Below are 14320 nucleotides of genomic sequence, written 5' to 3' on the forward strand. Positions count from 1 at the left end.
TTTCGCGCTAGAGTCGGCGGCAACGATGCGCCGTTTCGTCGTGGTCGGTCAAAAGGCGCTCGCCTCGCCGGACTTCTCGCTGAACGATCTGCCCGGGACGAGCGGGCGGCTCGACGTGCTCGCGCGATGCATGCGGGCGGCCCTGCTCGTGTCGCACGGTCTTCGGACGGACACGATCCTCTATCTCGTGCTCCTGGGCGGTCCCGAGGCGCCGCGCGCCCTCCGCTTCGACGGCTCTGCCGTTAAGTTCCTGCGGCCCGACGAACGTGCACTCGCGACCCTCGTGCAGAAGTCGCTCGTCCTCGCGCGACAGACCGAGCACACGGAAGGCTTCGCGACGGTGAAGCCGGGAATTGCGGTCGTCCGCGGCGGCCTCGAAGCGGCTCTCGACGATCTCCCCTCGAATGCGACGCTCTACCTCCTCGAGTCGGCCGGCACCGACGTCCGCGACGTCGTTCTCGAACGCGAGCCGGTCTTCGTGCTCGGTGACCACCTCGGACTCGACGCTCCGGCCCGGGCATTGCTTGGCACTCGAGGTGCCGTGGGGCTCAGTCTCGGGCCCCGCGATATTCACGCAGAGGACGCGATCGCGGTGGTCTCGAACGAACTCGATCGAGGGTTCGACTGATCCAGTCGTGGATCGTTGAACGCCCAGCCAGACCTCGCGCAAGTCAGCGAAATTTCTCTGCGCCGCCAATGTGTGCGCGTGGCGTACACGTTGCTTCGAGCGGGGCCATGAAGCCCGGAACCCACGCGCTCGGTCTGCCGTTCTTCGTCGCCTTCGTCCCCTTCGTCGCCGCTTCGGTTCTCTCGCTCGGTGCGCTCACCGGGTGCTCGAGCGACGTCGACGACGACGCGGCCACCGACGATCAGGCGATCACGGACGCGGCGAAGGTGAAGTTCTTGTCGGACTTCACCACCGTCGTCACTGGAACGCCGAAGGCCGGCAAGCGGCTCCGTGTCGAGTACGCGCTCGATCGACTCCCGCAGTGTCGCGGTGAAGTCGGCGGCGGTGGTCCCGCCTGGAACATCACCGGCTTCTACAGTGAGAACGGTGCTCCGGCGAAGACGTTCGAGGTGACCAAGCTCTCGTCGGACGGTCACGATCGCGTCGCGAAGTCGGCGCTTCTCCCGATCAGCAGCGGCGGCGACGTTGCCATCTGGTTCCAGGTCACGAGCAGCTTCGGCTGCTCCGAGTACGACTCGCAGTACGGTCAGAACTACCACTTCGCCGTCACCGGTCGCGCGCCCGAGGTCGCCGCGCGTCTCGTCTTCAAGGAGAGCGGCGAGGTCGAGCAGCAGGGCGAGCTCCACGCCGGCGACAAGATCGCCGTTTACTACGAGCAGGGACGCTTGCCTCAATGCCATCGGGTCGAGCGTGGCGCGCCGGTCTGGACGGTGAGCGGCTTCTCGCAGTTCGAGGGCGGCGCGGTGAAGGCCTTCGAAACGGGCCGCGCGAACGGCAGCGATCGCGAGACAATCGACGCCATCCTCGAGCTGCCGCAGCGCACCGGCCAGATCGTCTTCTGGTTCGAAGTGAACAGTATCGACGGTTGCATGCACCTCGACGGGAACGGCGGCATGAACTACGCGTTCGACGTCAAGGAGTGACCACCCCTCGAGCTCGGTTAGATGCTCGCCGGTCCAATGGGAACGATGCCCGTCGGATTGATCGTGCGATGGCTGCCGTAATAGTGCGCCTTGATCTCGTCGAGGAGCACCGTCTCGCGCACGCCGGGGACGGCGAGCAGGCGATGCATGTAGGCGTGCAGATGCGGGTAGTCGATGATGCGCCGCACGTTGCACTTGAAGTGGCCGTGGTAGACGGCATCGAAGCGCACCAGCGTGGTGAAGAGCCGCCAGTCCGCTTCGGTGACTCGGTCACCGAGCAGGTATGGCGCATCCCCGAGGCGTCGTTCGAGCTCGTCGAGCGTTCCGAAAAGGGCGCGCACGGCCTCCTCGTATTTGACCTGGCTCGTGGCGAAGCCCGCCTTGTAGACCCCGTTGTTCACCGTGTCGTAGATCGTCGCGTTGATCTCGTCGATCGCGCCGCGTAGAGGCTCGGGATAGAGATCCGGATAGCTCTTGGTGGCGAGCCCGTCGAAGGCGTCGTTGAACATGCGGAGGATCTCGGACGACTCGTTGTTGACGATCGTTCCCTCGCGCTTGTCCCAGAGGACGGGCACGGTCACGCGACCGGTGTAGTCGGGCGCGGCGCGCTCATAGACCTCGTAGAGATACTTCGCTCCTGCCACCGGCCCCGAGCTTCGCTCGGGTGCATCCCCGAACGTCCAGCCGTTCTCGAGCATGAGGGGCATCACGATCGAGACCGGAATGACCTCTTCGAGCCCTTTGAGGGCGCGCACGATCAGCGTGCGGTGCGCCCACGGGCAGGCGAGCGAGACGTAGAGATGGTAGCGCCCCTTGTCGGGCGTGAAGCGGGCACCCGGCGTCCGTTCGACCGTGTTTCGAAAGCGCGCAGCTTGCCGGACGAAGCCTCCGCCGGTGGATTTCGTGTCGTACCAGGTGTCGGTCCACTTGCCGTCGACGAGCAATCCCATGGTCCCTCCGATGCCACATCCTAAGGCTCCGACCGTTCGCGTGCGCGCGACGGTGTGTTCGCGTGGCGAGGACGCTGGAGGCAAGGCGAGCTCGTCCGGTCGGCGGCAAGCGCCGTCGCGGAGCGTCATCCCTCGGGATTTTACGGGCGTTTCGCAATCGCACGAAGCTTGCGAAACCAGTCCGAAGGTCCAAACGTAGAGCAGATCATGAACCCGCGTTGGCTCGCCGTTCCCGTGCTCGTGCTCGTGTCTTCGCTCGCGGCCTGTCGTTCGGCAGGAAATGACGCCAAAGCCGAATCGTCGACGGCATCGACTACCTCGGCCAATGCGGCCGGTGGACAGAAGGCCCGTCGCGCTCCCGTTGGCACCGACCCCGGTGGCGTCGGCGCCGGCACCAAGCTCGAGCCTCGTCCAGGTCACGAGCTCGCCGCGTTCGCAGGAGGGTGCTTCTGGGGAACGGAGGACACGTTCCGCCAGGTGCCGGGCGTGACCGCGACGGCGGTTGGATACACGGGCGGTCAGACGTCCAATCCGACCTACGAGCAAGTGTCCTCCCACAAGACCGGTCACGCAGAGACCGTGCTCGTGGAGTTCGACCCCGCGCAGGTGTCTTACGAAAAGCTCCTCGGCGTGTTCTTCACGTCCCACGACCCCACGACCATGAATCGTCAGGGGCCGGACGTGGGAAGCCAATATCGGAGCGCCGTCTTCACGTTCAACGACGCCCAGGCGAATGCGGCCAAGGCGGCGATCGCGAACACAGAGAAGACGCTCGGCAAGCACGTCGTCACGCAGGTGACCGCCGCCGGGCCCTTCTGGAAGGCGGAGGAATACCATCAGCAGTACGACGAGAAGACGGGCACGCACTCCTGTCCGCTGCCTTCGCGCGGCACGTGATCGAGCGTCACGACGACGACGACGGTAGATGTGCCATCAGCGCCGCGACGTCGTCGTCCTCCCGGAATCTTGCAGACTTCCTAAACGCGCGCCGGTTCGAGAAAGACGGCTCCGAGCGGGGGCAGGGTGACCACGATCGAGAAGCGCCTGTCGTTCCACGGGTAGGGAACGGCCTCCACGCGGCCCAGGTTTCCCTGCCCACTGCCGTCGTAGTCGCGCGCGTCGGTGTTGAAGATCTCGACCCACGGTCCGCTCTTCGGCACGCCGATCCGGTACTGGTAGCGAGGCACGGGCGTGAAGTTCATCGCCACGACGAGGTACTGATGGTCCTGTCGTCCTTTGCGGGCGAACGCGATCACGCTCATCGGCGCGTTCGTGTTGTCGACCCACTCGAAGCCGGCGTTTGCATCGCGGTCGAAGGTGTGGAGCGCAGGATGCTCGCGATACATGCGATTCAGATCGCGCACCATGCGGGCCACGCCCTCGTGCGCCGGGAGTCGCGCGACGTGCCAATCGAGGCACCGGTCATGGTTCCACGCTCGCGGCTCGGCGAACTCGTCGCCCATGAAGAGGAGCTTCTTTCCCGGCTGGGCGTAGGCCGAGGTCAACAGCAGCCGCACGTTCGCGAGCTTCTGCCAGGCATCGCCGTACATCTGCTCGAGCAAGGCGCCACCACGGTCCGGGGCAACGTCGTCGTGCGAGAGTGAGAGCACGAAGTTCTCGTTGGTCGCGTAGACCGAGCGGAACGTGAGCAGCGCCTGCTCCTCCGATCGGAAGAGCGGATCCATCGCGAGGTAGCGGCGCATGTCGTGGGAGAAGCCGATGTCCCACTTGAAGTCGAAGCCGAGGCCGCCTTCGGTGGTCGAGCGCGTGACGCCCGGCCAGGCCGACGAATCTTCGGCGATGAGGCACACGTCGGGGTGCTCGAGCTTCAACGTGCGCGTGAGCTCGCGTAGGAACGAGACGCCGCGGGTGTTCTCGCGACCACGCTGCGTGCCCGTCGAGTTGGCTGCGGTCTTGCCGTGATCGCGGTAGAGGATGGCCTCGACCCCGTCGACGCGCAGACCGTCGGCGTGGAACGTTTCGATCCAGAACATCGCGCTCGAGAGGAGGAAGCTTCGCACCTCCGGCCGGTCGAAGTCGAAGAGGCCGGTTCGCCAGATCGCGTGGACGGCATCGGCGGGATCCTCCGGCTCGTAGAGCGGCTCGCCGTCGAAGCGTCCGAGTCCGTGCGGATCGAGGGCGAAGTGCGCGGGCACCCAATCGAAGATCACGCCGAGCCCTTGCTGATGAAGAACGTCGACGAGGTACATGAGGTCGGCCGCCGACCCGTACCTGCTCGTAGCGGCGAAGAACCCCGTCACGCCGTAGCCCCACGAGCCGTAGAAGGGATGCTCGAGGAGCGGCATGAGCTCCACGTGCGTGAAGCCCATTTTTCTGGCGTATTCGGCGAGCGGCGCGGCGATGTCGCGATACGAGAGAACGTGCTGGCTTTCTTCGGGCACACGCAGCCACGAGCCGAGGTGCACCTCGTAGATGCTCATCGGGAGGTCCACGCCGGTGTGCGCGCGGCGTCGTTCGAGCCACGAATCGTCGTGCCATGAGTGCTCGAGACGCGTGACGATCGAGGACGTTCCCGGTGCGCTCTCATGCGCGAGTCCGTACGGGTCGGCCTTGTCGAACGCGCTCCCGCCGTCGGCGGGCACGATGCGGTAGGCGTAGCGCGAGCCCACCGGCACGTTGGCGGCGTGGCCGCAGAAGACGTTGGAACCGGGCAGACGCGAGAGCTGGAACGACGGAAACGTTCCCACCACCCACACCTCGGACGCTCGCGGAGCCCAGACCCCGAACGTGGTGCCGCCCTTTAGATCGGGATGAGCTCCGAGAAATCGGTGTGCGCGGATCGCTTTTCCTTCCGCGAACGACGTTACTTCTGCCGATCGCGGATCGATCATGCGCGCTTCCTTTCCGGTCCAGATGGTGGCTCGTCCAGCGGATCGTGACGCTCGAGGATGGCCAGAAGACCGCCGAGCGGGATGTCGATCCAGTCCGGCCGGTTGTCCATCTCGTAGTGCACTTCGTAGATGGCCTTCTCGAGCAGGTAAAAGTCGAGCAAGGCGTGCTTCGCGGCGATGCTCGCCGGAAGGATGGTCGTCTTCGCCGTCGACGAGAGCCAGCCACCGAGCAGCGCGCTCGACACGGCGTCTCGCCAAAAGCGGGCCCACGGCGCCAGCGTCGACTGCTCGTCGGGCGACCTCTTGCGGAGCGCGCTCGCGGCAGCGTAGTCGAACGAGCGCAGCATGCCGGCCACGTCGACGAGGGGCGACCGCTTCGCCTTGCGTTCGTCGAGTGGGCGCGCCGGCTCGCCTTCGAAGTCGATCAGCGCGAAGTCCGTTCCGGTGAAGAGCACCTGCCCGAGGTGGAGATCGCCGTGCACGCGCATGCGCACGCCCGCGTCGTCGAGGCCGAGAACGCGATCGAGCCTCGAAAAGAGGACGTGCCGGTGACGAAGGAGCGTGCGTGTCGCCTCGTCTGCGGCGGTGCGCACGTCGCTCTCGGCACGTGTACTGTCTCGTTGTGCGAGTCGATCGAGGAGCTTCGTCAAGTCGCGTCGCGCCATGGCGACCAGCGCTTCGCGTGAGCTCGCATCGATGACCATGGGGGTGAACGCGCGATCTCCCGTGTGTCCCGCAAGCACCACGTGCATCTCGCCGATTCGCCTGCCGAGGAGCTCGGCGAGGTTCACGTAAGGGCCGATTGCCTTGGTGACCACCGCATCGCGTGGGCGCATGGCGTGGTCGAAGAGATCGCCGGGCCCGAGATTCGGCGGCGCGCCACGAACGGTCGCGAGCCACTCGTCGAGCACACCGAGCACGTGCTCCCAGGCGTCGCCACGGTTCGGGACTTGCGCATGGATCAGCCCCACCGTGGAGGGCTCGTCTCCGGACTCGAGCTCGACCCAGCCCGCGAGGGCGGGCGTGTGGGCATAGCCGCCTTCGGTGAGGCCGCGCCCCATGTCGAGGTCGGGGCTCACGCCCTCGTCGAGCTTCCGGACGACCTTGCCGACGAACCGATCCCCGTAGAAGACGCTCGTGTTGGTCTGCTCGCGTGCGAGGCGCTTCGGCGCGAGCTTCGAGCCGTCGCCGAGGTCGCGGCCTTGGAAACGGAGGCGGCTTTGACCGCCCTCGTCGGAGGCGATCGTGCGGGCGGTCTCGAAGGCATCGAGCCAATCGCGCAAGAAGCGCGGGCAGGCGAGGCCGTCGATCATGACGCCGTCGTCTTCGTGCTCGCCGTCGCGTTGCAACGTGAGCGGCATCACGACGTCACCTGGTGTCGCGCGGCGGAAGGTCTCGGCCTCGTCGCCGTGGACGACTGCGAGCGGAACCACGTAGGTGTCGGTTCGCCCGTCATCGAGCGCGACGTCGACGAACAGAACCTTGGCCGGCGCCTCGGAGGGCAGGGTGAAGCTCGTTCGTACGCGTGCCGCGGTCACTTCACGAGACTTCGTCCGATACCAGCGTCGCGTCATGATCCAGGTTGCAAGCGCGCGCTCGAGCGGGGCGCGGCTCGGGGCATCGAAGGCTGCGTTCCACGAGCCTTCCACCTCGACGGGAGCGTTTGCGACGTTCGTTTGCACGGGGATCATAGGAAGTACTCGAAGTCGCGCTCGGTGCGGACCTTTCGACGAACGGCGAAGATGGCTGCCGGAAAGACCTTCGAATCCACGACCACGCGGTTTCTCGCCCCTCTCCACGGATAGCGTACGCCCGACAGCAGATCGTGCACCTGGAACGTTTCGTCGGCGCCGACGCCGAGCGCTCCGAGGTCGAGGTCGACGTGGGCGGCGTGCTCGTGATGCGGATCCAGGTTGGCCACGACGAGCACGACGTTGTCCCCCGCGCGCTTGCTGAAACAGAGCAGCGACTCGTCTTCGATACGGTGGAAGGTGATGTCGTTCGTTTGCTGGAGCGCGGGATTCTCGCGGCGGATCGCGTTGACGTGCGCGATGACGTCGCGGAGCGACGCCGCGTGGTCGAGGTCCCAGCTGCGCAGCTGGAATTTCTCGTTGTCGACGTACTCTTCGGCCCCTTCACGTGCGACGTGCTCCATCAGCTCGAACGGCGGGCCGTAGATGCCGTAGTTGCTCGAGAGCGTGGCCGCGAGAATCAGACGAAGTACGAACGTCGCTCGCCCTCCATACTGCAAGTGCTCGGGGAGGATGTCGGGCGTATTGGGCCAGAAGTTCGGACGGTAGAACTCGGACACCGGCGGGCGCGTGAGCTCGCGCAGGTAGTTCTCGAACTCCTGCTTCGTCGAGCGCCAGGTGAAGTACGTGTACGACTGCGAGAAGCCGCCCTTGGCGAGCGCGTACATCAGCTTGGGCCGCGTGAAGGCTTCGGCCAGGAAGAGCACGTCGGGGTGCTGCTTCTTGATCTCGCGAATGCACCACTCCCAGAAGCGAAGCGCTTTCGTGTGCGGGTTGTCGACGCGGAACACGCGCACCCCTTCGCCGATCCAGAAGAGGAAGACGTCGAGCAGCTCGGCCCACAACCCTTGCCAGTCCTTGCACTCGAAGTCGAACGGGTAGACGTCCTGGTACTTCTTGGGCGGATTCTCCGCGTACTGGATGGTGCCGTCGGGGCGGTGCACGAACCAGCCGGGGTGCTCGCGTACGTAGGGGTGATCGGGCGAGACCTGGAAGGCGATGTCGAGGGCGAGTTCGAGCTTGCGCGCGCGTGCCTCGCGAACGAGTCGTCGGAAGTCTTCGAGCGTGCCGAGCTCGGGATGAATCGACTTGTGGCCGCCTTCGGCCGCACCGATCGCCCAGGGGCTTCCCGGATCGTTCGGTCCGGCCGTGAGTGTGTTGTTGGGCCCTTTGCGGAAGGCTCGTCCGATGGGATGGATGGGCGGGAGATAGAGAACGTCGAAGCCCATGCCTGCGACGTAGTCGAGGCGACGAACCACGTCGCGCAGCGTTCCGTGACGACCGCGTTCTCCGCACGAGCGCGGAAAGAGCTCGTACCATGCGCTGAAGCGTGCGAGCGGTGGGTCGACCACGATCGCGTGCACGCGATCGTGTCGCGTCGCGTTCTCCAGATCGGGCCAGGCCCCCATCGTGCGCCGGACCGCGTCGGATGCGGCTGCTTCGAAGCGCGCGTCCACGCCGAGCGAGCGATCCTCGGCGGCCTCGGCGGCGCGTGCGACGAGGGCCGCGGACTCACCCTCGGCCCGGCGTGACGCGGCCAGCAAGAGGCGCGTTCCGACGAGAAGCTCGAGATGGATGTCCTGCCCGGCCGCCTTCTTCTTCTCCGTCCCGAGGCGCCAGGTCGTGTACGGATCGATCCACGCCTCGACGGTGAACTCCCATCGGCCGATTTCGGTCGTCACGAACGATGCCGACCAGCGATCGTTGCCTCTCGGTTCGAGCGGGGCAGAGTGCCACGTGCGGTCGGCAGCGCGACGGAAGAGCACGCGCCCGGCGAGGTGATCGTGGCCGTCCGAGACGAGATCGCACGAGACCTCGACGCGATCGCCGGCGACGCGCTTCACCGGATGACGTCCACCGTCGACCTCCGGAGAGACGCTCTCGACGAGAACGCGGCGCGTGCCGCCTTCAGGGTATTGTCGGGCCATCGATGTCGTGCCTCCACATCCCCCGCGTCGCGATGCGAGCGCATGCGAGGGGCGCGCCATCGTCGGGGCCAAGGGGCGAACGTGCGGCGCTTCGCCTCCGGAATGACCACCCGCGAGCCCAACCGTTCTGGCGGCGTTGTGCCGGAGGCGTCGACGTGGCCGCGATGTCGTGCTCGGATCGAGTTACACCGTGGATCGATCGAGCTCTCAGCGTGACCAGCGTGACGTGGTGCGGGCGGCCCTGCGCGCCCTTGGGATCGAAAATCTCGTTCTGTCGATCCATGACGCGAGTTTTCCCAGTGCCACGGCGGAGGACACGGGAAGGGGCTCGCCCTACACGGAGGGGGGCCGCGCCTTCGCGAGCTTCGTCGCGGAGCTCGGATTCGACGGCTTGCAGTTCGGTCCACAGGGCCAGACGTCGCTCGGCAATGCCTCGCCCTACGACGGTTCCGTGTTCTCGAAGAGCGTTCTCTCGATCGCGCTGAGCGAGCTGGCCGAGCCCACGTTCGCGAAGGTCCTCGATCCCCGCGTGCTCACCGAGCTCGTCGTGAACAAGCCTGCGGGAGACAGCCACGCGCACTACGCCTACGCCTACGTTGGGCACCAGAGGGCTCTCGCGCTCGCCTCGGCGAACCTGCGCGCACGCGCGAACGCAGGAGATGCAGCGGCACTCGCGCTCGCGACGAGGATCCAAACATTCGCGTCACGCGCGTCGTGGCTCGGCCACGACTCCATCTTCGAAGCCCTCGCCACCGAGCACGGCACCGACGATTGGCGCCGCTGGCCCGAAGCGGATCGGGCAGCGCTCGGCCCTGCGCGACGCGCGGAGCTCGAGGCGCGTCATCGTGACGTCATCGACGCATGGCTGTTCGGACAGTTCGTCCTCGACGCGCAGCACGACGCGTTTCGCGAGCACGTGAGCGCGCAAGGGCTCGCGCTCTACGGCGACCTGCAAATCGGGCTTTCACTCCGCGATACGTGGTCGCGAGGGGCGCTCTTCTTGTCCGAATACGTCATGGGCGCCCCTCCGAGTCGGACGAACCCCGAAGGCCAGCCCTGGGGCTACCCCGTCTTCGACCCGCGAACGTACGACGCGAACGACGGCCCGATCGCCTTCCTCACCACGCGTATGAACAAGATCTTCGCGGAGTTCGATGGCGTTCGCATCGACCATCCGCATGGCCTCGTGTGCCCCTGGGTGTACGACGCGAAGGGCCGTGACGATGCGGAGTGCGTGGCACGCGGGGCGCGTCTCTTCGAGTCGCCGAGCGATCCCTTGCATCCTGCGCTTGCCTTGTACGCCATCGCGCGACCCGAGCAGCTCGATCCGCGCGTGCCGGCCTACGCCGACGAACGCGTCCACGATCTCGAGCCGTCGCAAGTCGACGCTTACGACCGCCTCTTCGACGTCGTCGTGCGTTCGGCCATGGCGCACGGCCGGAAGAAGGAGGACATTCTCTGCGAGGTGCTCAGCACCTGTCCGCTCCCTCTGCGCGCCGTGATGGCGCGTCACGACCTCGGACGCTTCCGCGTCACGCAGAAGGCGAGCATGACGAATCCGGACGACGGCTACCGGAGCGAGCACGCCGAGCCGCACGACTGGGTCATGATCGGCAACCACGACACCGAGCCCTTGCTGCTCGTATGTGATCGCTGGGGTCGTTCGGGCAGCACGGCCGTGCGCGCCTCGTATCTGGCGGAACGGCTCGCTTCTTCGCCGTCACGACGCGAACGGCTCGCGCGGACCTTGGAAGATCCGACGATGCTGGTGCTCGCGATGTTCGCCGAGCTCTTCGCGAGTCGCGCGCGCCACGTGCTCGTGTTCTTCGCGGACCTCTTCGGCTCGCGCGAGGTCTACAACATGCCCGGCGTCGTTCGAGAGGAGAACTGGACTCTCCGCGTGCCGCAGGACTACCGCACGGCGTATCGCACGTCGCTCGAGCGCGGCGAGGCGCTCGATCTGCCTGCTGCACTCGCGGCCGCGATGCGTGCGCGCGGCGACGCCTTCACGCGCGAGCACGCGCAGCTCCTCACGGAGCTCGATGCTCGCAGCGTGATCGTCCTCGACGCGTGAGCGTCAGGGCTTCTTGCGTCGCTTGAGCGGGCCTTGGCCACCGACAGGACCGCGGCTCGGTCCGCCGTGCGCGCGGTGCTTCGGGGCGTGCGGCTTGCCGGGCCCGTCGTGGCGCGGCTTGGCCGGGCCTTCGTGGCGCGGCTTGGCCGGGCCTTCGTGACGCGGCTTGGCGGTGCCTTCGTAGCGCGGCTTGGCGGTGCCTTCGTAGCGCGGCTTGGCGGTGCCTTCGTAGCGCGGCTTGGCCGGACCCTGGCGATCGCGATAGGCCGGGCGCTCGATGTCGACGACGCGCGTCTTCGGAGCGCGCTCGCGGTCGACGTGGGGCGGGGGCGGCCGCTCGACGATCGGCTTCGACGCGCGGTCCTTCTCGAAGAGCGGCTTCGCCGCATGATCTTCGAGGAGCGTCTTCGACGGCCGCTCGCGTTCAATACGCGCCTTCGAAGGGCGCTCGGCCTCGATCACCACCGGCGCCGAGGGACGATCCTTGTCGAACAGCGGCTTGGAGGGGCGATCGGCGACGAAGGGCGCGGCTTGCTCGGGCTCGGGACGCACGAACTCGCGCGGTTCGCGACGAGAGACGTTCGGCGGCGCGTCGCTGAGGGGGCTGATCAAGACGCGGGGATCGCGCGGATCGCGCATGCCGGCGGCGCGGGCAAAGCTGCCAGCCGCGGCGCTCGCCACGTCGACGACCGAGAAGTTGCGCTGGATGTCGATCGCGCCGACGTCGCTTCCGCGAATACCGCCGCGGCGGCACACCATTGCCAGCAGGCGACGCGGATCGGCGCCGTGCAGCTTGCCCCAAGTGACGCGGAAGGGAACCCAGCCGCCTTCGCCGCGCATCGCGCGCTCCTCGCGAGGAGCCCGCGGGCCGCGGTCGCGTCCGCCGTCGCGATCGCGATCACGGTCGCGACCCGCGCGCTCGGGGCGCTCGCTCGGGTCGATGCGGCGCACCTCGCGCGGCTCGGCGGGCGCCTGTGAGCCCACCTTGGCGAGGAGGCGAGCGATGGTCGTCGTCACGTCGCCGTTCGCGGCGAGCCGCTCGGCGAGGGCCGTCGTGCGCACGTCCAGCTCGGAGCCCTCGGTCGTGATCGCGCTGAAGAGTCGCTCGTCGGCGGCCGCGCGGATGCTCTCCGACGTGGGGATGGGCTGGAAACGGAAGCGAACGCGCGCGCGCGTGAGGAGGCTGCGCGTGCGGTTGAGCGCAGGCGGCGTGACGAGGATCGAGCTCGTGCCTTTGCGGCCAGCGCGTCCCGTTCGGCCGCTTCGGTGCGTGTACGATTCCGGATCGCTCGGCGGCTCGGCGTGAATGACGCGCACGATGTCCTGCACGTCGATGCCGCGCGCCGCAACGTCGGTTGCAACGAGCGCATGCAGATCGCCGCGCTTGAAGGCGGACAGGGCGCGGTTGCGTTCGCGCTGCTCCATCTCGCCGGAGAGCGACGCCACACGGAACCCCGCATCGCCGAGGAGCTGCGTGATCTCCGCGACGTCGGCGCGCGTGCGCGCGAACACGAGCGTCTGGCCCGCTTCCTCGGCGAGCAGGAGATTGATCATCGCGGCGAGTCGGTCGTCGGAATCGACCACGTGCACCACGTGCTCGATGTCGGCGTTCGCGGTACCGAGAGGCGTGCCTTCGACGTGTGCAGGGTCATTCTGCACGCTGTCGGCGAGCGCCTTCACTTCGCGCGGGAACGTGGCCGAGACGAGGTGCGTGCGGTGGTCGGCGGGCGCGTAGCCGATGATCGCCTCGAGCGTCTCGCGGAAGCCGAGATCGAGCATGCGATCGGCTTCGTCGAAGACGATGGTTTGGATGGCGCTCGGATCGACCCCGCCGCGCTCGAGATGATCGAGCAGACGCCCTGGCGTGCCGACGAGGATGGCCGGTCCGCGCGCGAAAGCGCGGCGCTCGTCACGGTAGCTCGCGCCGCCCGTGACGGATGCAACGCCGGCACGGAGCGGCTCGAAGAGCCACGTCAGCTCGTCTTCCACTTGCTTGGCGAGCTCGCGCGTCGGCGCGATGACGAGAGCACGCGGCTTCGCCTTGCCGTCTTCGCCGGGAGAGGGGCCGTTCGCGGCTTCTCGGATCGTGAGCCCGATGGCCACGGTCTTTCCGGAGCCCGTTTGCGAGCTGATACGCAGATCGCGCCCCGCCAGGGCAGGATCCAGGACAGCTTCCTGGACCTGGGTGAGGGATGTGTAGCCCTTGGCTTCGAGGGCGCTCGCGAGCCCGGTACCCATGAGCTCGCGTGCTGCGATCGTGGTCATCAGCGCGCAGGTAGCAGGGTGGGGCGCCCCGACCAAACGAAATCGCGTGCAAATCGACGCGCGGCGTCGGAGGGGGCTAGACGACCCAGAGACCTCACGCTCGCGTCGCGCGCTCTACCGTGCGAGCGCGAGGAAGCGCTCACGGGTGAGGCCTTCTCCGTCACGTGGCAGTTTCTCTCCTGGAACGAGGACTCCCTCGGCGTATCGCCACGCGCCGTCCTCCCGAACGAAAGTCGAGAGCTCGGCAAAAGACACGTCGTGGCCCCGCTCGAAGATGCGTGCGTAGAAGAGGACCTCGCCGCGCTCGCCGCCCTCGTCCTCCTCCGTATGGAGGATACGGAGGCCGAGGAACCGCTGGCGCTCGCGTGCGCGCGAGAGGGCTCGAGCGAGCTCCTGGCGCGGAGATTCGTGGTCGGGGTGCGTGCTGGCCAACGTATCGACCAGGTAGTCGCCAAGGCCCAAGGCAAAGGCGGCGTAGCGCGAACGCATCAGCGCTTCGGGGTCTCGGCCTTGCGGGTTCCCGCATGGATCGGTCCACAGCAGGCCGCGTAGCGGAGGCGGTCGCGGAGGATCGAGTGGCACGGGCAATCACGCGGCGGAGCCACGGGCAGGCCAATACCATCCGCGATGCGCGACGTCGCTAGCGACGTGCGGACCCTGGAAAATAGGCCTCGAAGCGCAGCGCCACGGCGGATGCCCCGCCACGAGCTCGAGCGTGGTCTACGCCAGCGCCCGCCCTCCGCGCGTCGCCGCGTCACCTGCGTGTCCAATCCGACCCAGTCCTGTGGCGCGAGCGGTCGTGGTCCCGTCGTTCGACCGAGCGGAGCCAGTACCTCAAACGGAGCGAGATAGCGGCGCAAGGTCGCGTGGTTGTCTCAGCTTGCGGGCG

General features: G+C 67.3%; 9 protein-coding genes and 1 pseudogene. 4 read left to right on the forward strand and 6 right to left on the reverse strand.

The genetic code is table 11. From position 1 onward, the window contains the following. The first annotated feature begins 25 nt into the window (after positions 1-25). Positions 26-628, forward strand: a complete 603-nt coding sequence (gene trmY, locus AKJ09_RS33695) for a tRNA (pseudouridine(54)-N(1))-methyltransferase TrmY (protein ID WP_146651956.1) — start codon at positions 26-28, stop codon at positions 626-628. Positions 629-735: 107 nt separating this feature from the next. Then, positions 736-1611 (forward strand): DUF6209 family protein, encoded by an 876-nt coding sequence (locus AKJ09_RS33700; RefSeq protein ID WP_146651957.1) that lies wholly within the window; start codon positions 736-738, stop codon positions 1609-1611. 17 nt (positions 1612-1628) lie between these two features. Here the strand turns inward: AKJ09_RS33700 and AKJ09_RS33705 are convergent, their stop codons facing one another. Beyond that, positions 1629-2561: a glutathione S-transferase family protein gene (locus tag AKJ09_RS33705; protein ID WP_146651958.1), complete on the reverse strand. Its 933-nt coding sequence runs from the start codon at positions 2559-2561 to the stop codon at positions 1629-1631. Positions 2562-2987: 426 nt separating this feature from the next. On the opposite strand from AKJ09_RS33705, the pseudogene msrA reads away from it, so the two are divergent. After that, positions 2988-3458, forward strand: a pseudogene (msrA, locus tag AKJ09_RS33710) (peptide-methionine (S)-S-oxide reductase MsrA); the annotation flags it as partial. A gap of 80 nt (positions 3459-3538) precedes the next feature. Here msrA and glgB read toward each other — a convergent pair. Genes glgB through AKJ09_RS33725 form a run of 3 tightly spaced genes read right to left on the reverse strand, consistent with a single transcriptional unit; the run spans position 3539 to position 9092 of the window. Next, positions 3539-5413, reverse strand: coding sequence for a 1,4-alpha-glucan branching protein GlgB (glgB, locus tag AKJ09_RS33715; RefSeq protein ID WP_146651960.1), 1875 nt, complete (start codon positions 5411-5413; stop codon positions 3539-3541). Further along, positions 5410-7104: a putative maltokinase gene (locus AKJ09_RS33720; protein ID WP_146651961.1), complete on the reverse strand. Its 1695-nt coding sequence runs from the start codon at positions 7102-7104 to the stop codon at positions 5410-5412. The genes glgB and AKJ09_RS33720 overlap by 4 nt, the downstream gene beginning before the upstream one ends. Then, positions 7101-9092, reverse strand: coding sequence for an alpha-1,4-glucan--maltose-1-phosphate maltosyltransferase (locus AKJ09_RS33725; RefSeq protein ID WP_146651962.1), 1992 nt, complete (start codon positions 9090-9092; stop codon positions 7101-7103). Before AKJ09_RS33725 ends, AKJ09_RS33720 begins: the two co-directional genes overlap by 4 nt. Before the next feature lie 190 nt (positions 9093-9282). Between AKJ09_RS33725 and AKJ09_RS33730 the strand changes: the two genes are divergently transcribed. Continuing rightward, the gene (locus tag AKJ09_RS33730) at positions 9283-11166 is read left to right on the forward strand and encodes a 4-alpha-glucanotransferase (RefSeq protein ID WP_146651963.1); all 1884 of its coding nucleotides are present in this window, start codon (positions 9283-9285) and stop codon (positions 11164-11166) included. A 3-nt stretch (positions 11167-11169) separates the two neighbouring features. Here AKJ09_RS33730 and AKJ09_RS33735 read toward each other — a convergent pair whose 3' ends face one another. Beyond that, the gene (locus AKJ09_RS33735) at positions 11170-13431 is read right to left on the reverse strand and encodes a DEAD/DEAH box helicase (RefSeq protein ID WP_146651964.1); all 2262 of its coding nucleotides are present in this window, start codon (positions 13429-13431) and stop codon (positions 11170-11172) included. Positions 13432-13545: 114 nt separating this feature from the next. Further along, on the reverse strand, positions 13546-14013 hold the full coding sequence (locus AKJ09_RS33740) for a YchJ family protein (RefSeq protein WP_275936662.1): 468 nt from the start codon (positions 14011-14013) through the stop codon (positions 13546-13548). Positions 14014-14320: the final 307 nt, after the last annotated feature.

This window comes from Labilithrix luteola (assembly GCF_001263205.1).
GTDB lineage: Bacteria > Myxococcota_A > Polyangia > Polyangiales > Polyangiaceae > Labilithrix > Labilithrix luteola.

Bases quoted from the DNA above. Each gene is read 5' to 3' on its own strand.
- AKJ09_RS33735 (WP_146651964.1), bottom strand. From the start codon at position 13,431: ATGACCACGATCGCAGCACGCGAGCTCATGGGTACCGGGCTCGCGAGC.
- trmY (WP_146651956.1), top strand. From the start codon at position 26: ATGCGCCGTTTCGTCGTGGTCGGTCAAAAGGCGCTCGCCTCGCCGGAC.
- glgB (WP_146651960.1), bottom strand. From the start codon at position 5,413: ATGATCGATCCGCGATCGGCAGAAGTAACGTCGTTCGCGGAAGGAAAA.
- AKJ09_RS33705 (WP_146651958.1), bottom strand. From the start codon at position 2,561: ATGGGATTGCTCGTCGACGGCAAGTGGACCGACACCTGGTACGACACG.
- AKJ09_RS33725 (WP_146651962.1), bottom strand. From the start codon at position 9,092: ATGGCCCGACAATACCCTGAAGGCGGCACGCGCCGCGTTCTCGTCGAG.
- AKJ09_RS33700 (WP_146651957.1), top strand. From the start codon at position 736: ATGAAGCCCGGAACCCACGCGCTCGGTCTGCCGTTCTTCGTCGCCTTC.
- AKJ09_RS33720 (WP_146651961.1), bottom strand. From the start codon at position 7,104: ATGATCCCCGTGCAAACGAACGTCGCAAACGCTCCCGTCGAGGTGGAA.